This window comes from Prosthecobacter algae, from assembly GCF_039542385.1.
Classification (GTDB): domain Bacteria; phylum Verrucomicrobiota; class Verrucomicrobiia; order Verrucomicrobiales; family Verrucomicrobiaceae; genus Prosthecobacter; species Prosthecobacter algae.
This window is the reverse complement of record NZ_BAABIA010000012.1, coordinates 55184-78962: the sequence shown is the minus strand read 5'-3', so window position 1 is coordinate 78962 and position 23779 is coordinate 55184. Positions and strand designations below refer to the sequence as shown.

Genomic DNA, 23779 nt, shown 5'->3' with positions numbered 1-23779 from the left:
CATGAATTCAAAAGTCATCCTATTGGTCGAGGACAATCCAGACGACGAAGAGCTGACGCTCATGGCCTTACAGAAAAACAACATTCTGAATGAGGTGGTGGTGGCGCGTGACGGGGTGGAGGCGCTGGACTACCTCTTTGGGGACGGGGCCAATTCCTTTATGCAGAGGCGTGTATTGCCGACTCTGATTTTGCTGGATCTGAAACTGCCGCGTGTGGACGGGCTGGAAGTTTTGAAACACATCCGCGCGGATGACCGCACGCGCACGCTGCCTGTGGTGGTGCTGACCTCCTCCAGAGAAGACAGTGATCTCATGGAGAGCTACGCGCTGGGCTGCAACAGCTATGTGCGCAAGCCGGTGGACTTTGCCCAGTTCGTGGAGGCGACGCGCCAACTGGGACTCTACTGGCTGCTTCTGAATGAATGCCCCCCTGTCAAGCCATGAAACCCCTGCGACTGCTACTGGTAGAAGACTCAGACGATGATGCGCTGCTGATCCTGCAGTGCCTGGCGCGCCATGGCTATGACTGTGTGACGCGGCAGGTGATGACGGCGACGGGACTGACGGAGGCCCTGACGGAAGAACACTGGGACATCATCCTGTGTGACTATGTGATGCCGGGATTCGATGCACTGGCAGCCCTGGAAATCGTTCGGCAACAGAAGGTGGAGATTCCCGTCATCATCGTCTCTGGCACGGTTGGGGAGGATGTGGCGGTGGCCTCGCTGAAACATGGGGCGCAGGATTACATCCTGAAGCAGAATATGACCCGCCTGGGGCCGGCGGTGGAAAGCGAACTGGAGGCAGCCTCGGCGGGGCGTTACAGCCGGCTGTTGGAGGCAATCGCCGTCAGCCACTCGGAAGTGCTGGAGATGATCTTGAACGGATCTGCGCTGACGCCCATTCTCGATCTCATTGCCCGGCGCATTGAAAAACTCAGCCAGGGTGAGGCTCTTTGCTCTGTGCTGCTGGCGGATGAGACGGGAACCCTGCTGCTGCCGGGATCTGCGCCGAGCCTGCCGGAGGAGTACACACGGGCCATTACGCCGCTGAAGATCGGTGCGGAGGTGGGCTCCTGCGGTCGGGCTGCGGCCCTGAAGGAGACGGTGATCGTCGAGGATGTGGCCACGCATCCGATCTGGGAGTCTATGCGTGAGGTGGCCCTGAAACATGGATTGCTGGCCTGCTGGTCCGTGCCGGTTTTTTCTTCGGGGCGGGAGGTGGTGGGCAGCATGGCGATCTACCACCGCACGCCGCGTGCGCCGTCCGAGGATGAACTGAGCTGGGTGGAGTCTGCTGCGAAACTGGTGGGGGTGGCCATCGAAAGATGCCGGTCGGAAGTGCGTCTTCGGGAGCAATTGGAGGAACTGCTGCGCTGGCAAAATGCGATGCTGAATCGCGAAGACCGCGTGCAGCAACTGAAAGCTGAGGTAAATGAACTGCTCCTGCGCCTGGGTGAACCGGTCCGTTATCTCAGTCAGGTCTGACCATGAAAGCCCACATTCCTGAAGATGAAGATCAGCGCCTCGCCGTTTTGCGCGAGTATGAGATTCTGGACACGCCTCCGGAGGAGGCCTTTGACGGACTGACCCAGCTTGCCGCGCATATTTGCGGCACGCCGATGGCCGTGATTTCGCTGGTTGATGAAGGCCGTCAGTGGTTCAAGTCCCAGATCGGCATGCCGGGGAATGAGACCTCCCGCGACATTGCCTTCTGTGCCCATGCGATCTTGCACAAGGACCAGGTGATGGAAGTTCGGGATGCCTCTGAGGATCCCCGGTTTGCGGACAATCCGCTGGTGACGGGCAGTCCGGACATCCGCTTTTACGCGGGCTCCCCACTGGTGGCCCGGGGCAATCAGCCGCTGGGGACGCTGTGTGTGATTGACCGTGTGCCGCGCAAGCTGACGGATGCCCAGTTGGATGCCTTGCAGACCTTGAGCCGGAATGTGGTGGCGAGGCTGGAACTGCGGATGCAGGCGCGACAACTTGCCCTGGAGGTGGCTGAAAAGGAACGCATCGCCGATCAATTGCGGGAACAGAATGCCCAGCTCCTCCGCAGTGAACAGGAGACGGGTCGACTGCTGGAACTGGGGGAGAAATCGCGCAATGCGTTGCTGAGTGTGCTGGAGGATGAGCAGCGGCTGGGGCTTGAGCTGCGGCGGTGGGCAGATGCGTTTGAAAATTGCGCGCAGGGAATTCTCATCGGCATGCCGGGAGATCTCAGCATCTTTGCGTGCAACCGCGCGCTGGCGCTTCTGCGCGGTTGCGAAGCCTCCGAAGTCACGAGGCTTTGTCTGATGGATCTTTACGCGCCGTCTCAGCATGAAAGGGTGAAGGCAGCGATCACCCAGGCTCAGGAGGAAGGGCAGGCGAAGTTTGAAGTGCCCATGCTGAAGACCGACGGAGCCAGCTTTGAGGCACAGGTGGATTTGGTGATTGTCCAAGGCCCAGATGGAGATCCGGTCTATTGGGTGGTGACCATTCAGGATATCACGGAGCGTAAGTTGGCAGACCTGATGTTGGCCCGCACGAACCGAGCGCTGCAAATGATGTCTGCGTGCAATGAAGCCGTCGTACGGGCCACGGATGAGCCGCATCTGCTGGCTGAGGTGGCGCGCTTGGCGGTGGAAATCGGCGGTTACAGGCTGGCCTGGGTGGGCTATGCCCAGCATGATGAGGAGAAAAGCATCCGGCCCATGGCGCATGCAGGGCATGAAGCGGGCTATCTGGATGTGATCCGGCTGAGTTGGTCTGAGACCGCGCCTTCAGGCCAGGGGCCGGCGGCACGCTGCATCCGCACTGGCCAGACGGTGGTCTGCGAGGACCTGGCCACGGAGTCTTCGGGGTTTTTCTGGAAGGAGGAAGCTCTCGGCCGTGGCTACAGGGGTATCGTCTGCCTGCCCTTGCATGATGAAAAGCGAACCTTTGGCCTCCTGGCGCTGTATGCCTCGGACGTCCAGCAGGTGGGGGCGGATGAGATCAAGCTGCTGCAGGAGATGGCGGAGGATCTTGCCTTTGGCATCCGCCATCTGCGCAGCCGACAGGAAAAGCAGCGGATGCAAGACGTGGTGCTGAAGGTTTCCCAGGCGGTTTCGGCCGGGCATGGCGAGGGATTTTTTCAGTCCCTCACCCGCCACATGGTGGAGGCCCTGGATGCGGATGGTGGCTTTGTGGGGCGCCTGCAGCCCGGCGACCGGCAGCGGATCGAAACACGCGCGGTGTTCTTGAACGGGCAGTTCGAGCCGAACATCTCCTATCCCTTGCATGGCACGCCCTGCGAGGGGGTGAGCCTGGGGTATAACTGCATTTTGGAAAAGAATGTGCGGGCGGAGTTTCCAGACGATGTCTGGCTGGCGGATCACGGCATCGAAGCCTATGCGGGCATCCCGCTGATGGACACGAAGCGGCAGGTGAGCGGCATCATGGCCGTCTTTTACCGGAGGCCGCTGGATCAGGCATCGCTGGTGCTTTCAACGCTGAAGATCTTTGCCGCGCGGGTGGCGGATGAGCTGGAACGGCAGGAGGCGGATGCCCGCATCCGGGAACAGGCCTCGCTGCTGGACAAGGCGCAGGACGCCATTCTGGTGCGAGACCTGGACCATCGGATCACCTACTGGAACAAGAGCGCCGAAGCCCTGTATGGGTGGAGTGCGGAGGAGGTGCTGGGCAAGCGGGTCACGGAAGTTTTTTACCATGAGACGAATGCCTTTATCGGGGCAATCAAACAGCTCTTCGAGGAGGGGGAATGGGTGGGGGAACTGGACCAGGTGGCCAAGGATGGCAAGAAGCTGGTGATCGAATGCCGCTGGACGATGGTGAAGGATACAGAAGGCCGACCCAAGTCCGTGCTGTGCATCAATACGGACATCACGGAAAAGAAGAAGCTGGAGCAGCAGTTCCTGCGTGCCCAGCGCATGGAGAGCATCGGCACGCTGGCGGGCGGCATTGCGCACGACCTGAACAACGTCCTGGCCCCGATCATGATGGCGATAGACCTGCTGAAGATGACGGTCACGGACCGCAGTGGGCAGGAGATCCTTTCGACGATATCGCAAAGCGCGCAGCGCGGGGCCGAGATGGTGAACCAGGTGCTGTCCTTTGCCCGAGGCATGGAGGGACGGCGCATGGATGTGCACGCGCACATGCTGATCCGCGACATTGAAAAAATCGCCCGCGACACCTTCCCCAAAAACATCCAGATCATCACGGAATACCGTGAGGACCTGTGGGCGGTGGTGGGGGACCCGACCCAGTTGCATCAGGTGCTGCTGAATTTTTGTGTGAATGCGCGGGATGCCCTGCCGGAGGGCGGGCGCATCCTGGTGAAGGCCAAGAATGTGAGGCTGGATGAAAATTACGCGGCCATGAATCTGGATGCGTTGCCGGGTCCCTATCTCAGGATTGAGGTGGCGGATACTGGGGTGGGAATCCCCCAGGGGATCATTGAGCAGATCTTCGACCCCTTTTTCACCACCAAGGAGCTGGGCAAGGGCACGGGTCTGGGCCTGTCCACCTCCCTGGCCATCGTGAAAAGCCATGGGGGCTTCATCCGGGTAGATAGCCAGCCGGGGCTTGGCAGCAGTTTCAGGCTCTACTTGCCAGCCCGTGAAGGCACCGGCCAGCATGAGATGGAGATGCGGACGGAAGAGTTCCCCCGTGGCCAGGGCGAAACGGTGCTGGTGGTGGATGATGAGCTGACCATCCGCGAGATCACCCAGCAGACTTTGATTGCCTTTGGCTACAAGGCGCTGCTGGCGGCGGACGGGGCGGAGGCGGTGACGCTGTATGCCCAGTATCGAGCTACCATCGCCATCGTGCTGACGGACATGATGATGCCGGTGATGGATGGGCCGGCCACCATCAAGGTGCTGCGCAACATGAACCCGGCGGTGAAGATCATCGCTGCCAGCGGCATTTCCACCAATGAGGCGGTGAACAAGGCGGCCGGGCAGGGGGTGAAGCATTTCGTTTCCAAGCCATACACGGCTGAGTCTCTGCTGAAGGTGCTGCGAAGATGCCTGGACGAACAAAACTAGGGAGGATATGCGGCCGCCCCCAGGCGAGGGCGGTCGGCTCCAGGGTGGAAATCTACCGGAATCTTCTTGCCCGGTGTCCGTCTTGCCCTACTTGAGGAGACTTCTGTACCCGGACCGGGTGCGGCTTTTGACATGTCCTCTTCCAAGCATCTCCATTTCATCGGCATCTGTGGCACCGCCATGGGGTCCACCGCCGCAGCTCTCCGCGCTCTCGGTTATACCATCTCGGGCTCGGACGAAAAGGTCTATCCCCCCATGTCGGATGTATTGCGGCAGGCGGGCATCACGCTGACGGAAGGCTATCTGGCGGAGAATCTGCCGCCTTCAGCAGACCTTTACATTGTGGGCAATGCGATCTCTCGTGGCAATGAGGAACTGGAGACGCTGCTGGAGCGGAAGCTGCCGTACATCTCCATGGCGGAGCTGCTGAAACAGGAAGTCATCCAGGGGAAGCGTAGCTTTGTGGTCAGCGGTACTCATGGCAAGACGACGACGACGACGATGCTGGCCTGGATCTTTGAGCAGGCAGGGAAGAACCCAGGTTTCATGATCGGTGGCGTGCCGGAGAACTTCACCAGCGGTGCTCGCTTCAATCACAGTGACCTGTTTGTCATCGAAGGGGACGAGTATGACACGGCCTACTTCGACAAGCGCTCGAAGTTCCTCCACTACCTGCCGGAGTGCGCGATTGTAAACAACATCGAGTTCGATCATGCGGACATCTTTGCGGACCTCGCAGCGATCTTGCTGACGTTCCAGCGGCTGCTCAATAGCGTGCCGCGCAATGGCCTGGTGCTGCTGAATGGCGATGACAAAAACTGCCTGTCCCTGAAAAGCTATGCCCCGGTGAAAACGGTGGGCACGGGAGAGGGCTGTAGCGAGCGCATCCACATCACGGAGGCGAGTCCCGAGGGCACGGCCTTTGAGATCAACGGCGTGCCCTTCAGCGTGCCGATGATCGGTGAATTCAATGTGCGCAATGCCGCCATGTGTGTGTGTGCCGCCCGTCATGCTGGCCTAACCGATGATGAAATCCGGGCTGGGTTGGAGACCTTCAAAGGCATCCGCCGCCGCCAGCAGGTGCGCGGTGTAGCCGGGGGAGTGACGGTGATGGATGACTTTGGTCATCACCCGACTGCTCTGCGGGAAACTCTGCGCGGGCTGCGTCAAAAGTACCCGGGCCAGCGCCTGTGGGCTGTCTTTGAACCGCGCTCGAACACGAGCCGCCGCAATGTGCTGCAGAATGAACTCATCGAGGCGCTGAAGGAGGCCGATGGCTCCATCATCGCTGCCGTGGCCAATCCTGAAAAGGTGGCTGCTACGGAACGGCTGGACCCTGAAATCGTGGCGAAGAGCGTCAGCGCCGCCGGAAGAGCCTGTTTCCATGAACCCGATACGGATGCCATCGTAGCCCGGTTGAAAGCGGAAACGAAGCCGGGAGACGTGATTGTCATTTTCAGCAATGGCGGCTTCGACGGCATCCATGGCAAGCTGCTGGAGGCGCTGGCCTGAGATCCACTCCTGAATGGATCAACAGGCTGGGGATGAGCTGCAATGGACAAGCCGCTCTAGGCGTTGCATTCATGGATCATGCTGCATCGCCGCCACTTCCTCAAAACCACCACCGCAGCGCTGGCCACGGCTCCCTTTGCCTATGCCCAGGCCCCTCGGGCGAAAGCCCCGTTTCGTGTGCTGTATAGCAACGACACGACGAACATCACGAGTTGCGTGAGTCCCTTTCGCCAGGCACGCGAACCGTTTCGTGCAGCGATGCTGGAGGCCACGGTGGATGAGGTGGCGGGGAAGGTGGATGCGCATTTTCTCCAGCCGGGTCTGGGGATGGTGCCCATGTGGCCAAGCCAAGTGCTGCCATTGGCGGAGCATTACGCCTGGATCAAAGAGCGCTACGGCGTGGCGCCGGATTCATTTGGCAACTATGTCCTGAAAGGTGGCGATGTGGTGAAGGTCTTTGTGGACCGCTGCCGCCAGACGAAGCAGGCGGCCTTCATTTCCTTTCGGCTCAATGATGCGCATCACAAGGAGTACACGGACCCGAAGCCTGGGGACAAGCCGGGCACCAGCATCGGCATGAGTGTGACGCGGCATTATGTGGAGCATCCGGAGTATGTGTTTAACAAAGACTCCAAACGCGGCGCTGACCTTGTGCAAAACTGGCTGCATGACGAGGTGCGGGCGCAGAAGCTGGCGCTGATCACGGAGCTGTGCGAGAACTACGATCTGGATGGGCTGGAGCTGGATTACATGCGCTTTTACAGCTTCTTTGATACTGAGAAAACCACGCTGGAAGAGCGCCAGGAGATCATGACCGGATTTGTCCAGCAAGTGCGAGTGGTGCTGGATCGTACCCAGCGAGATGGGCGTCGCCGATGGCTGTGTGCGCGTGTGCCATGCCTGATGAAAGGGCTGGATGCCCTGGGGCTTGATCTGCGGGCACTGGTGGCGGCTGGGCTGGACATGGTGAACCTTTCGGCCAGTTACTTCACCACCCAGCAGATGGATCTGGCGACCATCCGCGAACAAGTGCCGGAATCGGCGGCCCTGTATGTGGAGATGTGCCACTCGATTGCCAATGGGGGCAAGCTGGTGCCGGGGTATGACACCTTCACCTTTCGCCGCACCACGACGCAGCAGTATGAGACCACGGCACACCTGGCCTATGCCCGTGGGGCGGATGGCGTGAGCCTCTTTAACTTTGCCTACTACCGTGAGCACGGTGGGCCAGGGCGCGGACCCTTTGCGGAACCTCCGTTTGCGGTGCTGCCCTCTTTGGCAAAACGTGGGGATCTTGCCTCCCCGCCGCAGCATTGGTTCCTCGCTACGGGATGGAACAACCCTTATGTTAGGCCGCCCGTGCTGCCGCGTGGATTGAAGGAAAAGGCCAAGACGAGTTTTGAGCTGGACATGGCCCCGCCCTCTGGAGGCTGGAAAGGGCAGGGAAGACTGCGCCTCCAGGCCGATGCGACGCTGGAGGGGCGCACGCTCGAAGCACGCTGCAATGGCACGCTTTTGGAGAGTGTGAGCGATGTCAGCGAGCCTTTTGAAAACCCTTATCCTTCTTTGTTAGGCCTGCCTGAAGCCCTTCGTGCCTGGAGTCTGCCCGCTGAGCTTTTGCGAAATGGAAAAAACGTCTTTGAGTTTCGCCATCTGGGCGGCAAGCCTGTGACTTTGGAGTATCTGGATGTGCGAGTGGGGTAGGCTGGGCTCTTTTGACGGTTTTTCTCACGCTTCCTTCCATCATCGTTTGCTCGACTGGGGGTTTACACCAGAGAGTTTGAGTTGTGGATTGCTTGAGCTTCGACCGCCCCTCACACCAGCCCTGCTCCCCGCAAGCGGGGCGAGGGGAACGTTGTTTTGGCCTTCGTTTACAAAAGATCAATCGTCTCGTTCGCTCTTCCATCCCGAGCTTCAAAAAGCGCGTTCCCTCTCCCTTTGGGAGAGGCCAAGGTGAGGGGGTGCAGCAGGCACAATCTCGTTCGCCAAAAGATCCCCTTTTCAGTAAGCGCGGCGTGGAGGGATGTGGTTAGGCCTTCGCGTAACAAAGACCCTTTGTACCTTCAGGGAACCACCTGCTGGCGCAGGCAGCTACGGGCGGCGGCGAGAGGTTACAGCTCCGTCATGCCGCCGCGTTTGATCCAGGTGTTGAGGGGTTCGTAGCTTTCCAGATCCAGCTCGAACGCGCAGCCGAAGGGGGCGGCGTTGACGCTTTGAAGATCCAGCAAACCTTGGCGGATGTTCAGCGTGGGGAAGCCGCTTTCGTGCTGGCGATAGAGATCGCCGTGATGCTGGAGGGCGGCGCTTTGCACAGCTTCGGGGTGCATGGACAGGCCTTTAAAATAGTGGTGGCCATTGCGCTCCACATGGGTCACTCCCAGGGCCGCCATCATGGCCAGATCTTGCAGCAGGGCCACCGGGCCGACGTTGGCCAAATCTTCGCCGCTAAGGATGAGCGGGCGTGAAGAGGTGGCCCCGCGCACCTTCAGCAAGGCTGCATTCGCTAGGCCTTTGACGATGCCTTTGCAGTTCTTGTGACTGGTGCCGATGTAGCCCAGTGCCAGTGCGCGGGGCAGGTCAGTCAATGCGCTATCGGATTCATCAATGATGAGGCCGGGCCCGTCCTGCCAGGCAGCGAGAGCAGGGGCGACATCCTCTTTCAGCGCATGGGTGCGGTGCAGCGGTTGCTCGATGAGCAGGAGGTTCTGGAACAGCGGGGCCAGGGCAGCCTCGGCCCGCAGCGTTTCGTAAAAGTCGCGAAAGGAGGCGAGGTCGAGGAACTGCTCGTTGCCATCCAGGGTGGCGTGAAAACCGGAGTGGCATTCGCGCGTGAGGACGGTGGTGATCTCACGCAGCCGCTGCAGGTCGGTTTCGGGCTGGCCACAGACCTTGATTTTGAAATAACGCAGCCCATAAGCGCGGATGGATTCATCCAGCGCGTGCGGCAGGCCATCGTGCAGTTGTTCGTCCTCGGGGATGTCCTGGGCGAAAAGCGGATCTCCCAGGCCCACAGTGTGGCGCACGTTTATCTGCGGCAGAGGCTTTGGGGCCAAGACCTGAGCCACCGAAAGACCGTGCAACTCCTCGTGGATCTCTCCGAGATGGATGCCCAGGCTCTCAGAGCCTAACAAGGAATGCAGATACGTGCCTGCCGCTTTGGTGAGGGCATCCAGCACAGCACGTTCCATGAGGCTCACACCCAGGTTGGCCAGCAGGGAGGGTACCTGTTTCACTCCGGCCCAGCGCGCCTGCTCCTGATACAGGGTCTGCCACCAGGCAAAAAAGGTGACGGGCGTGGCCGAGGCCAAACGGGCGAGTCGGGAGGCGTTCTGGATCACTGCCAGCATTTCGGCCAAGTCCTGCTCGAAGTAGGTGTGCGGATCTTTGGTAAACCACTTCGGTGGCAAGCCCTCGCTGGCAGTGCCCTGAACGGTCTTGCCATTCACGCTCATCTCCACGCGCACCAGTAAGTGGGGAAGGGCGCTCATGCTGGCGATGCCATAACGAAATGGAAAGCGCGTGCGCATGGGCAGCACATGAAAGCGGAGGTCGTGAATCTGAAATCGCATGAAGGACATGGGAATGCAGATGCGTTCAGATTTCACGTTCTTTCCGCAGGCGGCGCAGGATTTGCCGGGGCGGTGAAGGACGGTGATTCGTCGTCCATCCTTCTCATGAAACTTCGTCCTCTGCTGCTGTCGTTGCTCTCACTGGCCCTCGTGGCACCTGCTTGGTCCCAAGAAACCAAGGTTCCCACCAAGAAGGCCGCGCCAAATCCGTCCATCGTGCCTGTGCAGGATGTGGCTGGCCTGCCTCGAGTGCTTTTGATCGGGGATTCGATCTCCATGGGCTACACCCTGCCGACCCGAAAGTTGCTGGAAGGTGTGGCCAATGTGCATCGCATCCCTCAAAACGGCGGGCCGACCAAAAATGGCGTGGCGAACCTGGACAAATGGCTAGGTTACGGCCCATGGGCGGTCATCCATTTTAACTGGGGCATCCATGATTTGAAGTTCATGCCGGATGGCAAACGCCAAGTGGAAGCGGCGGACTATGAGGCGAATCTGCGCACGCTGGTGACACGGCTGAAGAAGACTGGAGCCAAGCTGATCTGGGCCACCACGACCCCCATTCCCAAAGGCCCGCTCATCCCGCCGCGCGAGTTTGGTGAAGTGAGTGAATACAACGCCATCGCTGCCAAGGTGATGCAGGAAAATGGGGTGACTATCAATGATCTCAATGCCTGGATCACCCCCAAGCTAGCCGAGATGCAGAAGAAGCAGGATGTGCATTATCATGAGGCAGGCTCCGACTACCTCGCGCAGAAAGTCGCGCAGGAGATCAAGGCAGCGTTGGCGGGGGCGAAGTAGGTTTCATCCCCAGCTCTGACAAGTTACGCAAAGGGCTCCACGATGATCTTTGGCCCCTGGATTTCACGAATGCGGACGGGGGTGCCATTGGCCAGGTAACCGCCTTCCACCATGGCTTCGACTCGACGCTCGCCAAACTGTACGGTGCCGTAGGGGCGCAGGGCGCTGCAGGCATGGCCTTCATCGCCCACGGTCACGGTCGCTGCGGGGATCGTCTTCGCCTCGCCTCCATCAATGGCGGAGGTGAGCACCAGTTTCTTAAAGGGACCGGTCTCTGGCAGAAAGCGGAATATGGCCAGAATGAGCACGCCTGCACCCAAGATGCCTAACGCAAAGTTGCGCAGACCGAGGGCATAGACTTGGAGGTTGAAGCCCACTTCCTGCGGGACTTCCTTGCTGTCGCCGGGCAGTGGGGCGGGCAGCGGCACCTCCCAGGCAGACATGGTGTAAACCAGGGCCACCATGATGAGGATGAAGCCGAGGATGCCCGGTACCAGCAGGCCGGGGAAGATCGCCAGCTCAATGATGAGCAGAAACACGCCGATGACAAACAGTGCAGCGACCACTGCCGTCTCCTGGCCCACGAGGCTGCCTGCCACATAGTGACCAAAGAAGAACAGGCTGAAAGCGGCGATGGAGACAAATCCAGGGATGCCAAAACCTGGGGTCTGCATTTCCAGATAGCCGCCCGCCACGCCGATGAGGATGAGGATGGCTGCATATTTGGTGACCCAGATGGCGATGACCTCGAACAGGGTGGGTTCGGCAATGATCGTGGCACCTTTCAGCCCCTCGGCCTTTTTGATGTCATCCAGGCTGTCCACAATGCCTTTGGCAAAGACGGGTTTGCCATCCAGTTGCATCGTCGCTTCCTGGGCATCCAGAGTGAGGATGGAGTCCTTCGTATCCAGCACAAGGTCGCCCACTTTCAGCTCGCGGCTCATGTCAATCATGGCCTCAATGACTCGCGGATCATGACCTTTGCGTTTGGCCACAGCGCGGGCCATGCCCATGGTGGCGGAGTTCATCTTGGCACGTTCGGCATCGCCCATTTCCTGGGCATTGCCATAGATGGGGGTGGCAGCCCCGGCGGTGCTGGTGGGGGCCATGTAGATGCCATCGGTAGCCACCGCGATCATGGCCCCGGCAGAAAGGGCGCGTTTGTTGACGAAGGCAAAGCTGCGCGGCTTCAGCTTTTGCAGGTCATTCATCATGAGGTCCACCGTGTCCCAGAGGAGTCCACCGGGGGTATCCAGATCGAAGATGACGGCTTCGGCCCCTTCATTCGTGCAGCGTTCCAGCGTGCGGGACATGAATTCAAACCGGGCGCGGGCGATGAGATCCTCCTCACCCACGGGGATGATGACTACTTTCCCTTTATAACTGCCTGTCTGCGCCTGGCCATGGCCGAGAAAGGCCAGCAGACTGAGGCAAACCAACAGCGGCAGGAGCAGGGCAGACTTCATATCCCCAGCATAGCGGGCCTACGCCTCGTGGCAATGCAGGAGGTGAGGCTTTGGTGAGACGCTCAAAGTGTGAGGGCTTCCAGGCTTTTCAAGATACTCCCATGTCCTCGCTCGCTCCCAAACCCACCTGCTGGCGCAGGCAGCTACGGGTTGGGGCGAACGCATCACTCGGAGAGTGATGAATACTGTCCCTGCGCTCCAATGGCAGGCCTAACCACGTGCTGCGGTGAGGACTTCGTCGAAGCGTTCGGCCATGCGGGCGGCGCTGAATTCGTTGCGCACACCTTGCAGGCCACGGTTGGTGATCTGCTCGCGCTGGTGGTCATCCTGCAGCAAGGTTTCCAACGCATCCGCCAGTGCATTGACGTCATCGGGTGCGCACAATACGCCACCACCCGAGGCGGCGATGAGTTCAGGGAAGGCCCCGTGATCTGGCTGCACCACGGGCACGCCGCTGGCCATGGCCTCGACGATGTAAAGGCCAAAGGCCTCGCCATAAGTCGCAGGTACGGACATGACGGTGAGATTGCGGAAGAACTTCACCTTGTCGGAAAAATTCAGGTTGGGGTGCCACTCCACGCGCTGAGTCAGACCAGCCTGTTGGAGTTTCTTTTTCAACTCATCGACGTACTTGTCATCGGAAGCGGTTTTGGCTCCGCCGATTTTCAGTTTTACACGTGGGACCGTGCCGCGTTTGGAGAGTTCAATGTAGGCATCCACCAGGGTGGTGAGACCTTTGCCATGAATCATGCGGGCAAAGTAGCCTATGACGGGCCAGTTGGGGTCGGGCTCGGCCACACCGAAGGAGTTGGCATCGAGACCGTTGTAAACCACGGACATTTTCTCTTCCCCGACGCCCAGTTTTTCCTGCATGACGCGGGCGTAAAACTGGCTGGGGGCGACGAAGCGCGAGACATGCTGCGCATTCATCCGCATTGCAGCCCACGACTGACTGCGGTAGGGCTCGATCAAAGTATCCAAAAAGGAATCTTCCCCCTGTAGGGACACAACGACTGGGATGCCGAGGTCGCGCTCAATGGCCGGGCACAGGCCGATGAGAAGGCTGTTGGAAAGGGAGATCACGTCAGGCCGGCCATCGGTCCGGATCCATTCGATGAGGCGCTTCCACTCCGGCCACTGGCGGCCGCCTTCACCTTGCAAGGCACCCAAGGCCATTTCACCCAGATCACGCGGGCTAGTCATGCCCATGAATTTGGAGGCAAAACGCAGTCGCTCGGGTTTATCCAGCCAGCGGTGGATAAATCGGGGCACAAAACGGAACCAGGACAGTTTTTGCTGCAAATACAGGGAAATCCCGCCCACCCGGATGCCGATCTCAGGATTGGGTGCCTCGCGGTCCGTCACCAGGGGGAGGTAGAGCGGGGCCATGATGGCATCATGCCCGCGAGAGCGCAGGGCCTTGATGAGCGCATGATCTCGGAGGCAACTTCCGCAGTGAAAGTTGCCGGTGCCGGGCGTGAGATGGAGGATGCGCATAGGATCGGGAGCAGAAAGGGGCGCGATGTTTAACGCAAGGGATACGCATCGGCAAGAGGCGAGGAATCATTCATCCGACACGAACATAACGCCGGCCAGGCAACGCGCGGACTAGGCGTTTCATTTCCAGTCGCATGAGATTGACGTTCACGGTGCCTGCTGCCAGACCGGAGCGGCCAGTGATCTCGTCGATGTGCAGTTCCTCTGTATTCAGGGTCTGATAGAGGATTTTTTCATCCAGCGTCAGGTTCGCAGGGGAGGAGACGGGCTCCACCTTCGGAGCTATGGGGGCCGTGGGGAAGAGGGTGGTGAGGTCATCCAGGATGTCTGCTGCATCCATGACCAGCTTGGCTCCTTGCTGAATGAGGCGATTGCAGCCGCTGGAGGTGGGTTTGTCAATGGGGCCTGGCACCGCATAGACGGAGCGGCCCTGCTCCGTGGCCTGCTGCGCGGTGATGAGGGAGCCGCTCTTGATCGGGGCCTCCACCACCAGTAGCCCACTGCCCCAGCCTGCCACCACTCGGTTTCGATAGGGAAAGGTCTGTCTATCCGCCATTCGATCTACGGGGTATTCGCTGATGACGGCCCCATTTTCGGCAATTCGCTGGGCCAGGGCCATGTTTTCAGGCGGGTACAGCTTGCCCATCCCAGAGCCGATGACCGCCACGGTGCGCCCTTTGGCGGCCAGGGCGGCCTCATGTGCGGCGGTATCGATGCCACGTGCCAGACCGCTGATGACGGTGTAGCCTGCATAGGCGATCTGAAAGCTGAGTTTCTTGGTCGCATTCATGCCGTAGATCGTCGCGTGGCGACTGCCCACCACGCCGATCGCTTGGTGGTCGCGCTTTTGCAGTTCCCCCCATACGTAGAGCAGGATGGGCGCATCGTAGATGCCCTTGAGCAGTGGCGGGTAGAGCTCATCCTCCTGTGTCAGCAAGGTCAGGCCACGATCTTGGACCTTGCGCAGCTCGTTCTCTAGTTCCACCTCACTTTCCCAGGCTACGATGGCCTCCGCCTGCTTCGGGCCAAAACTTTCCACTTGGGCGATTTCGGAGGCCTTGGCCCGGAGCGCTGCCTCAGGTGAACCAAAAGCCTGCACCAGCCTCCGGATGCGCACCGGCCCTACTTGGGGTATCAGGTTTAGGGCTAGGTAGGCTTCGGTGCGGGTCATGCAGCATGGTCGCGAAAGTCCAGGCGGACTCAAGCTTGCATGCGCGTCTTTCTTCTCAGCAGGGCAGTTTAGAAATCACGCCTCAGAGGTAAAGTGTGGTCCCAGGTGGCACCGTCGCCCGTTTAGGGGCCTTTTTGCGGCTTCCTGGGCGCATCCCGCCATTGGAAGTCTTAGTTTTTGGCTTCTTCACCTTTTCGGGAGTCGCAGGGGCAAGGGGCACCGGAGGTTCATACTTGGCGAAGGCTGCATTGCCCGTCACCTGCACGGGAGTGCCGTGCGGAGTGGCATGATAAAAGATGGAGGCCATCTTGGTGGGTAGGCGGATGCAGCCATGCGAGGCGGGATACCCTGGCAGGTGACCTTCGTGCATGCCCACTGCCCCCACCACGCGCATGAAGTAATGCATCTTGGCCCCAACAAACCGGGCTCCCGCTGGGCATGGGTCAATGCGCGAATCGACATCCTCCACCACCACGTTTCCCTGGGCATCCACATAGGCTCCGTAGATGGACGAGCGATGATAGACATCTTTCTGGGTGATCTTGAAACTGCCCGTGGGGGTGTCATGCCCGTCTCGGCCGGAGGAAATGGGGGATAGGCCCACCAGCTTGCCGCCTTTGTAATAGCGGAGGCGCTGCTCAGATAGATCAATCACCAGCTTGGGGCTGCCTGCCACCTGATCACCGATCCAGAAACTATCGTCCCGTTTGGGTGGTCCGGCCTGGCCGGACTCCTCCTTCGGGGCCGAGCTGCAACTGCTCATCAACAAGCCTGCGGCCAAGAGGGAAAATGCAGAGCGGAGAAAGGAGGAGGCGTCAGTCATAGGCGGGAGTTTCCTGATCAAAAAACGAGCGCAGGAGATTGTCGAGACTGGAATGCGATCTGGACGTCTTATCAGCCGAGTTTTCAAACCAAGACCGCGATAAAAGCCTCTGGGGCCATAGGCCTGGGACGGTATCCACTGTTGATTAGCGCATTAAAATGTTTGTCCTGCGTGATGACCCATTAAGCATCAGCCGCAATTGCGCAGTCAGAAAATTTGTTATCGTCAGGGTCCACCTGAATGACGTTAAATCTGAAGCTCGGCTGGATACGCACCAAATTTCCGTTCAGTTCTGCCCCTAACTGAAGCAGCGAAAGGAAATCTAACCACCGGTCACTTCCAATACGAGGGCGAATGATTTCTTCATACTCGGTGAGGATCTCGTTGGAAACGGCTAATGAAAAGTGACCGTCCATCCAGGCATCGAGGATACGGCTAAAAGGGTGCCGAAGGCTGAGCATCGGTAGGATCACATTGGTATCGATGCAGACAATCATCAGCGGTAAGGCTGACGCTCACGAAATTCGCGGATCGAATCTTCTACTTGAGTCATCAGTCCCGCTGCATCGGCTTGGTCAATTGCTTGGCCGATGGAGCGGCGCAGTCTAAGCATCTCCAACTTCTTTAGAAAACGATTCACCGCGTCCAATTCGTTTTGTTCGACTTTGGACAAACGTTCGGTCACTTCGGCCAGTAGAAGTTGGTCGGATGTGGGAATGCCTGCTGACATCGTGATTTAAGATTGCCACACCTGAATTTAATATTCAATGCCGAAGGCGGAATATGATCTTGGTCTGCCACGCAAAAAAAGGCATGCTCCCTACGTTCTAACCGCATGTTCTCCTCCCGACGTTCCTTTCTCCAGACCACCGGGTGTGGTTTCGGGTATCTCGCCGCGTCTGCGCTGGCGCAGCGGCAGGCGTGGGCGGCGGGCACTCCTGGCATGGGAAGGCAGCCGCATCATGCACCCAGGGCCAAGCGGGTCATCTTCCTCTTCATGCAGGGCGGGGTCAGCCATGTGGACTCTTATGATTACAAGCCTCGGCTGCTGAAGGATGACCAAAAGATCATTGATATTGCCGATCCACGCACGGTGGCGAAGACGGGCAAGGGATCTCCCCAGCGGCTAAAGCAGCCCCTGTGGGAATTTGCCCAGCATGGTGAATCCGGGCGCTGGGCCTCCAATCTTTTCCCTCACATCAATCGCCATGTGGATGACCTGTGCTTCCTGCATGGCATGCATACAGAAGGCGTGGCGCATGGCCCAGCCACGCTGTTTATGCACACGGGAACCACCAGCTTCATCCGCCCCAGCATGGGCGCGTGGGTGATGTATGGACTGGGAACGGAAAATGAAAATCTGCCCGGTTTTGTCACCATCAGCCCTAGCCTGGGCAATGGCGGGCCGCGCAATTATGGCAATGCCTTCCTGCCTGCGCTTTATCAAGGCACCCCCCTGGGTCGCAGTGGCCTGCCGAGCAAAGAGGCCACCATCAAAAACATCGTCAACACCACCTGGACACCGGAGCAGCAGCGGCGGCAGTATGAGTTGTTAGGCGCTCTGAATGCTCAGCAGCTTCGCCCTGGAGATAATGAGATCGAGGCTGTGATCCAGAGCTACGAACTCGCCTGGCGCATGCAGAACAAAGCGCCCGATGCGCTGGACCTCGCCCAGGAATCCGAATCTACGTTGAACCTCTACGGCATCGGGGAAAAGACCACGGATAACTTTGGCCGCCAGTGCCTGATGGCCCGCCGAATGGCTGAGCAGGGGGTACGCTACATCCAGGTCAATTACGGCGACAACTCCAACAATCCAGCCTGGGATCAGCACAGCAATCTGCCCAAGCATGGCGATCACGCGGCGGCGGTGGACAAGCCCATCGCCGGGCTGCTCACCGATCTCAAGCAGCGTGGTCTGCTGGAAGACACCCTCGTCTGGTGGGGCGGCGAATTTGGCCGCACCCCCTACGCTGAAAGAAACGGCACTGGGCGCGACCACAACCCCGCCGGATTCACCGTCTGGCTGGCAGGTGGCGGCGTGAAAGCAGGTTTTGCCCATGGGGCCACGGATGACATCGGCTTCCAGGCGGTGGAGGGCAAAGTACACATGCATGATCTCCATGCGACAGTCCTTCATTTGTTAGGCCTGGATCATGAGAAGCTCACCTTCAACTATGCCGGGCGTGACTTCCGCCTCACCGATGTCCACGGACATGTGGTGAAAGAGATCCTTGCGTAAGGGCTAGCAAAGTACTCCCGAGCTTTAGCTCGCAAGTAGAGTAGTCATCACTCTCCGAGTGATGAATTCGCCCCAACTCGTAGCGACACTGCTCGCAGACACCCCTTGGTGCAAACGGCCTTGTTTCATGGAGCATCCGCTGTGGGGCTTGTCAGGGCGGATGCGCTCGGAATAGTCACCCGTCATGAACACTCGCTACGATGTCGAAGGAATGTCCGTGGTCGTCATGGGCGGCACCACGGGGCTGGGGCTGTCCGCGGCGCAGGCTTTGGTGGCCAATGGGGCGCGCGTGGTCGTCACCAGTCGCAGCGAGGCCAATGTGCAGTCGGCTTTGCAGACCCTAGGCAGGGGGGCCTGTGGGTTCGCCGGAGATGCCAGCCTGCCTGAAACGGCGGAGAAAGCGGTGGCGCTCGCGGTGGAAAACTTCGGGCGGTTGGATGCCCTCTATCATGTCGCCGGCGGCAGTGGTCGCTCGCGTGGAGATGGCCCTTTGCATGAGCTGACGGATGCAGGCCTCAGCTACACGCTGGATCTCAATCTTGGTTCCCTCATCCTGTCGAATCGCGCGGCAGTGCGGCAGTTTCTCCACCAGGGCGGTGGCGGCTGCATCCTCAACATGGGCAGCGTCCTCGGCTGGTCGCCCTCGCCGGAGTTTTTTGCCAGCCATGCCTATGCGGCGGCGAAGGCGGGCATCGTCGGTTTCAGCCAATCCATCGCCAGTTACTACGCCAAGCAAAACATCCGGGTGAATGTCATCGCACCCGCTTTGGTGGAGACTCCCATGTCCCAGCGGGCCGTGGGAAATGAGGCTATCGTCCGTTTTGTCGCGGCCAAGCAGCCGCTGGATGGCGGGCGTGTGGGCAGCCCGGAGGATGTGGAAGGGGCCGCCCTTTTCCTGCTATCGCGCGCGGCAAAGTTCATCACCGGGCAGGTGCTGGCGGTGGATGGTGGGTGGACCGTTTCGGAGGGGCGCGAATCTTAGCCTAACCATGAATGCATCATTCAGCGATCTCGCCATCGGCATTGACCTCGGCGGCACCAATATCAAGGCCGCGCTCATCGAAAGCCGAACGGGCAGGCAGATCACGCATCTCTCTCGGCCCACGCAGGATGGCGAATTCGCGGATGGCCTGCCGCTGTTTGCCCTCACCGTGCGCGGCATCGTGGCGGAGTTGGAAACCCTCGCTGGAGGGCAAAAGCTGCCCGTGGGGCTCTCCGCGCCCGGGTTGGCCCATCCTGAGGGGCACTGCATCCAGTGGATGCCAGGGCGGATGCACGGGCTGGAAAAGTTGGACTGGCCCAGCTTTCTCGATCGGCGGGTGAATGTGCTCAATGACGCGCAGGCCGCCCTGTTAGGCGAGGTGTGGGTGGGCGCGGCGCAGGGCTGCCAGGATGTGTTTATGATCACGCTGGGAACAGGTGTGGGCGGGGCGATTTACAGCGGCGGACGTTTGCTGAAAGGGGCCCTGGGCCGCGCCGGGCACCTGGGGCACATCACCACAGATCTCAATGCGCCGGTGGATCTCTTTGGCACGCCGGGCAGTCTGGAGGTGGCCATCGGCAACAAGACCCTGCAAGCGCGTGGAAAAGGCCAGTATGCCACCACCCATGCATTGCTGGCGGCCAGTACTGCGGGGGATGCCCAGGCGGAAAAAATCTGGCTGGAGTCCGTGCGTCATCTCGCGGCGGGGTTGGCCAGTCTCATCAATGTGCTGGACCCTGAGCTCATCATTCTAGGCGGTGGCATCGCCACCGGGGCAGGGGATCGTCTGTTGCAGCCTCTGGCCACCTTTTTGGATCAGTATGAATGGCGACCCGGAGGCCATCAGGTGCGGCTGGTGCTGGCGGCTTTGGGCGATGATGCCGGAGCTTACGGGGCCGTGCGCAGCCTGGGATGATCTACCGACGCGAACGCATCTCTGTTTGACCCGTCCAGGCTGCTCGCCAACCCTTCACCGTGGCTGATGTGAGTTCCCCCATAGATCGTGACCGCCTGCGTTCCAACCAATGGCGCAAGCTGCGTTCCATTCTCGTCACCGTGAATGGCGCGGGCGGATTTTACGCCCACAAATTTCAGGCGGCCAAGGTCGTCGTCTCGTCGATGGATGGCGTGGAGGATTTTATCCAGCAGGTGCCTTTCACCCTGAAGGAGGAGCTGCTGGCAGACCGCCTCGCCCACCCGCCCTTTGGCACGCACTTGACTCAACCTCTGGAGTCCTACACGCGCTTTTGCCAGACCAGCGGCACCAGTAGTGGCCAGCCCGTGGCCTGGCTGGATACCCCAGAAAGCTGGGAGGCCATGCTGAAATGCTGGCGTCATGTCTATGATGGCGCGGATCTGGTGGCAGGGAAAGACCGCATCTTCTTCGCATTTTCCTTCGGGCCTTTTCTGGGTTTTTGGACCGCCTATGAGGCGGCCAATGGCCACTACCTCACCCTCCCTAGCGGCGGTCTTTCCAGTCAGGCTCGTTTGGAAATGATGGCCCGTTACGGAGCCACCGTCCTGTGCTGTACGCCTACCTATGCCCTGCGTTTGGGCGAGATGATCGGCGAGGCCAGCGGGGTGGAACACCTGTCCCTGCGCGTGCAGAAAATCATCGTCGCTGGTGAGCCCGGCGGCAGCATCCCTGAGGTGCGCGCCCGCATTGAAAAACTGTGGAATGCTCGCGTGTATGATCACCATGGCATGACGGAGGTGGGCCCCGTGAGTTATGAAACTACTGCCGTTCCCGGTCAGCTCGTGGTCATTGAGGAGGCTTATTTGGCCGAGGTCATAGATCCCGCCACCGGCCTGGAAGTGAACGAAGGTGAGTGTGGGGAATTGGTGCTGACTACGCTGGATCGCACCGCTGGGCCACTGCTGCGCTACCGCACGGGCGACTGGGTGAAAAAGCGCCTGTGGCAGGGCCGATTGGCGCTGGAAGGGGGCGTGCTCAGCCGCGTGGACGACATGGTGGTGGTGCGGGGCGTGAATGTTTATCCCAGCGCGGTCGAGGCCGTGGTGAGGCAGTTTAGCGAGATCGCGGAATTCATGGTGGAACAGCGCAAGGTGGATGCCATGGACGAGATCGAACTCCTCATCGAGGTGCCGGGCAATGTTTCCAAAGCCCTCATCAAACGCCTGGAGGCCAAGCTGCGCGATACTTTCTCCATGCGCATTCCCGTGCGGCTGGTGGAGGCGGACAGCCTGCCGCGACATGAGTTCAAGGCCAAACGCTGGCGCAAGGTCTGATTCAGTGCCTTGCGGAAGGATTCGTGCGGGCTTAGCCGTTATGCATACCAGCCTTCATGCACCCGCGCCTTTCTTTGTTTCTTTCCTTCAGCTTCGCCCTGGCCTGTCCAGCGGCAGATCCTCTGCCTGGGCACTCGCTCCATGGGGAGGCCTTCAATGAGGGGCCGCGACAGGCAGCAGTATTGATGCCGGGCACAGGGAAGGTGGACTTTAAAATCTCTACCAAGAACGCGGAAGCGCAGAAGTTTTTCAATCAGGGAGTCGGCCAGCTTCATGGTTTTTGGTATTACGAGGCGGAGCGCTCCTTCCGACAGGTTGCGCTCTTGGATAAAGACTGCGCCATGGCCTACTGGGGCCTGACGATGGCCAACGTGAACAACGAAGCACGGGCGAAGCAGTTCATCAAAAAAGCCACCGCGCTGAAGGAGAAAGCGAGTGCGCGTGAGAAGTTGTGGATCGCCACCCTGGAGACCTTTTACAAGGAGGACAAACGGGATAAAAAACAGCGCGCTTTGGATTTCATTCGCGACCTGGAAACCATCGTCCAGGAGCATGGCGATGACGTGGAAGCAAAGGCCTTCCTGGCCTGGAAAATCTGGCATGCCAAGGGCGATGCGCCTCTTTCCAGCCCCATGGCGCTCAATGCCCTGCTGGACCAAGTTTTCGCCGCCAATCCAGAGCATCCCGCGCATCACTACCGCATCCACCTCTGGGACGGCCCCAAGCCTGGACAGGCCCTGAAATCCGCCGCGCAGAATGGCCAGATCGCTCCGGCCATCGCCCACATGTGGCACATGTCCGGGCACACCTTTTCCAAGCTGAAACGTCAGGACGATGCGGCCTGGCAGCAGGAAGCCAGCACTCGTGTGGATCACGCCTACATGATCGAAAACCGGATCCTGCCAGACCAGATCCACAATTACGCGCACAATGAAGAGTGGCTGGTGCGCACGTATAATGAACTGGGTCGCGCCAAAGACGCCATCGGCCTAGCCAAAAGTCTGATCAGCAATCCACGTCACCCGAAGTATAACCATCTGGGCAAAGGCAGCGCCAACTATGGCCCTCTGCGCCTTATCGATACACTAACAAAATGGGAACTGTGGGACGAGGTGCTGACGCTCACGGATGGCCCTCTTCTCAAAGCGGTGGACCATGACCAGATCGAAATCGCCCGACGCGAGGCTCGTGCTTTGGCTTTCTATTACAAAGGGGATCTCAAAGCTCTCGAAACCAACATTACCCAGCTTGAAGAGTTGAATCGCAAAGCCATCGCGAAAGCCAAGGTCGCGGCGGACAAAGCCAAAGCCGAGAAGGCCAAAGAGGCCGACAAAGTCAAGGCAACCAAAGGCAACGAGGCCAAGCCTAAAACCCCCGAGGTCGTCACCAAGGACAAACCGAATGAAGGCCCCGCCGTGAGCACGCTTAAGGAATTGCGGGCCCTGAAAGCCATCCTGTCGAAAAGCAAAGACGCCGCCAAGGTCTTGGACGCTGCCGGCTCCATGCCTCCGGAGAGGGCTGCCTTTCTGTGGCTCACCTTGGGCGACAAAAAGAAGGCCGAGGAGGACATCAAAGAGTTTCCCCAGGACCTCGCTGGCTTTGCCGCCAAGGCCGAACTTCTGGCAGCCTTGGGCAAAAAAGACGAAGCCAAAAAAGCCCTGGAGCAGGCGGGCAAACTCGCCTTCGCCATGGACAAAGATCTGCCCCTAGCCAAGCGCCTCACCGCCCTGGCCCCCACACTGGGCATTCAGGGGAACTGGCAGGCCGCAGCCCCTCAGCGTAAGGACAGCGGCGTCCGCCCGGCGCTGGAGACCCTGGGTCCCATGCACTGGCAGCCCCCGGTGGGGCCGAAGTGGGAGGCCCTGACGCTGGAGGGCAAAGCTGTGGACAGTTCCTCACTCGCAGGCAAACCGCACCTCCTGCTTTTCTATCTCGGCAGCGCTTGCACGCACTGCATGACCCAGATCAATGCCTTTTCTAAAGTCTCCGCAGATTTTGAGAAAGCCGGGATTCAAATGGCCGCCATTACCCTGGAGCCCATGTCTCTGGCAGGCCGCATCACGGAGCAGATGACGACGAAAAAGCTGCCACCTTTCCCCATCTACTGCGACCCTAGCCTCGCCATGTTCAAGACCTTCAAAGCCTACGATGACTTTGAGGAGGAGCCCCTCCACGCCGCCGTTTTGGTGGATGCCCAGGGCCGCCTGCGCTGGTGGGACGTGAGCTGGGAACCCTTCACCGATACCAAATTTTTGCTGGAAGAGTCACAGCGTTTGTTAGGGCTGGAGTGATCCGGGGCGCAGGTGACGGCAGAACCGATTCCTGTATTAATGTGCCCAGCTAGCCGGTGAGGTGAGCGCATGGCATGGCCGATGCTTGGTTTGTTAGGCATCCCCCCAAACGTCTTGTGAAAAACCGGTTCTTCTT

General features: G+C 59.6%; 18 protein-coding genes. 11 read left to right on the top strand and 7 right to left on the bottom strand.

The window, feature by feature from the left end:
* The first annotated feature begins 1 nt into the window (after window position 1).
* From ABEB25_RS22610 to ABEB25_RS22590, 5 genes are all read left to right on the top strand, one after another.
* Window positions 2–445, top strand: a complete 444-nt coding sequence (locus ABEB25_RS22610) for a response regulator (RefSeq protein ID WP_345738724.1) — start codon at window positions 2–4, stop codon at window positions 443–445.
* Window positions 442–1488 carry a GAF domain-containing protein gene (locus ABEB25_RS22605; protein ID WP_345738723.1) on the top strand — a complete coding sequence of 349 codons (1047 nt, stop codon included), beginning with the start codon at window positions 442–444 and terminating at the stop codon, window positions 1486–1488. Before ABEB25_RS22610 ends, ABEB25_RS22605 begins: the two co-directional genes overlap by 4 nt.
* Before the next feature lie 2 nt (window positions 1489–1490).
* A complete protein-coding gene (locus ABEB25_RS22600) occupies window positions 1491–5039 on the top strand; it encodes a GAF domain-containing protein (protein WP_345738722.1) in 3549 nt (1182 codons plus the stop codon).
* 132 nt (window positions 5040–5171) lie between these two features.
* Window positions 5172–6551, top strand: coding sequence for a UDP-N-acetylmuramate:L-alanyl-gamma-D-glutamyl-meso-diaminopimelate ligase (mpl, locus tag ABEB25_RS22595; RefSeq protein ID WP_345738721.1), 1380 nt, complete (start codon window positions 5172–5174; stop codon window positions 6549–6551).
* 78 nt (window positions 6552–6629) lie between these two features.
* Complete coding sequence (locus ABEB25_RS22590; RefSeq protein ID WP_345738720.1) at window positions 6630–8255, top strand: hypothetical protein; 1626 nt, start codon at window positions 6630–6632, stop codon at window positions 8253–8255.
* A 407-nt stretch (window positions 8256–8662) separates the two neighbouring features.
* On the opposite strand, the gene ABEB25_RS22585 is transcribed toward ABEB25_RS22590, so the two are convergent.
* Window positions 8663–10156, bottom strand: coding sequence for a hypothetical protein (locus tag ABEB25_RS22585; RefSeq protein ID WP_345738719.1), 1494 nt, complete (start codon window positions 10154–10156; stop codon window positions 8663–8665).
* Between the two features lie 69 nt (window positions 10157–10225).
* On the opposite strand from ABEB25_RS22585, the gene ABEB25_RS22580 reads away from it, so the two are divergent.
* On the top strand, window positions 10226–10921 hold the full coding sequence (locus ABEB25_RS22580) for an SGNH/GDSL hydrolase family protein (RefSeq protein ID WP_345738718.1): 696 nt from the start codon (window positions 10226–10228) through the stop codon (window positions 10919–10921).
* 23 nt (window positions 10922–10944) lie between these two features.
* Here the strand turns inward: ABEB25_RS22580 and ABEB25_RS22575 are convergent, their stop codons facing one another.
* The 6 genes from ABEB25_RS22575 to ABEB25_RS22550 form a co-directional block, all read right to left on the bottom strand.
* The gene (locus ABEB25_RS22575) at window positions 10945–12387 is read right to left on the bottom strand and encodes an NfeD family protein (protein WP_345738717.1); all 1443 of its coding nucleotides are present in this window, start codon (window positions 12385–12387) and stop codon (window positions 10945–10947) included.
* A 210-nt stretch (window positions 12388–12597) separates the two neighbouring features.
* The gene (locus ABEB25_RS22570; RefSeq protein ID WP_345738716.1) at window positions 12598–13884 is read right to left on the bottom strand and encodes a glycosyltransferase family 4 protein; all 1287 of its coding nucleotides are present in this window, start codon (window positions 13882–13884) and stop codon (window positions 12598–12600) included.
* Window positions 13885–13954: 70 nt separating this feature from the next.
* Window positions 13955–15055 (bottom strand): DNA-processing protein DprA, encoded by a 1101-nt coding sequence (dprA, locus tag ABEB25_RS22565; RefSeq protein ID WP_345738715.1) that lies wholly within the window; start codon window positions 15053–15055, stop codon window positions 13955–13957.
* Between the two features lie 82 nt (window positions 15056–15137).
* The gene (locus ABEB25_RS22560; protein ID WP_345738714.1) at window positions 15138–15878 is read right to left on the bottom strand and encodes a L,D-transpeptidase family protein; all 741 of its coding nucleotides are present in this window, start codon (window positions 15876–15878) and stop codon (window positions 15138–15140) included.
* A gap of 182 nt (window positions 15879–16060) precedes the next feature.
* Window positions 16061–16375, bottom strand: a complete 315-nt coding sequence (locus ABEB25_RS22555) for a putative toxin-antitoxin system toxin component, PIN family (RefSeq protein ID WP_345738713.1) — start codon at window positions 16373–16375, stop codon at window positions 16061–16063.
* The gene (locus tag ABEB25_RS22550) at window positions 16375–16608 is read right to left on the bottom strand and encodes a hypothetical protein (protein WP_345738712.1); all 234 of its coding nucleotides are present in this window, start codon (window positions 16606–16608) and stop codon (window positions 16375–16377) included. The genes ABEB25_RS22555 and ABEB25_RS22550 overlap by 1 nt, the downstream gene beginning before the upstream one ends.
* A 105-nt stretch (window positions 16609–16713) precedes the next feature.
* Here ABEB25_RS22550 and ABEB25_RS22545 point away from each other — a divergent pair, with 105 nt between their 5' ends.
* The 5 genes from ABEB25_RS22545 to ABEB25_RS22525 all read left to right on the top strand — a co-directional run bounded on the left by ABEB25_RS22545 (window position 16714) and on the right by ABEB25_RS22525 (window position 23643).
* Window positions 16714–18120 (top strand): DUF1501 domain-containing protein, encoded by a 1407-nt coding sequence (locus tag ABEB25_RS22545; protein WP_345738711.1) that lies wholly within the window; start codon window positions 16714–16716, stop codon window positions 18118–18120.
* Window positions 18121–18304: 184 nt separating this feature from the next.
* Entirely contained in the window at window positions 18305–19102 is a 798-nt protein-coding gene (locus ABEB25_RS22540; RefSeq protein WP_345738710.1) for an SDR family NAD(P)-dependent oxidoreductase, read from the top strand.
* Between the two features lie 7 nt (window positions 19103–19109).
* Window positions 19110–20018, top strand: a complete 909-nt coding sequence (locus ABEB25_RS22535) for an ROK family protein (protein ID WP_345738709.1) — start codon at window positions 19110–19112, stop codon at window positions 20016–20018.
* A 68-nt stretch (window positions 20019–20086) separates the two neighbouring features.
* Window positions 20087–21352 carry a phenylacetate--CoA ligase family protein gene (locus tag ABEB25_RS22530; protein ID WP_345738708.1) on the top strand — a complete coding sequence of 422 codons (1266 nt, stop codon included), beginning with the start codon at window positions 20087–20089 and terminating at the stop codon, window positions 21350–21352.
* 56 nt (window positions 21353–21408) lie between these two features.
* The gene (locus ABEB25_RS22525) at window positions 21409–23643 is read left to right on the top strand and encodes a redoxin domain-containing protein (RefSeq protein ID WP_345738707.1); all 2235 of its coding nucleotides are present in this window, start codon (window positions 21409–21411) and stop codon (window positions 23641–23643) included.
* Window positions 23644–23779 lie beyond the last annotated feature (136 nt).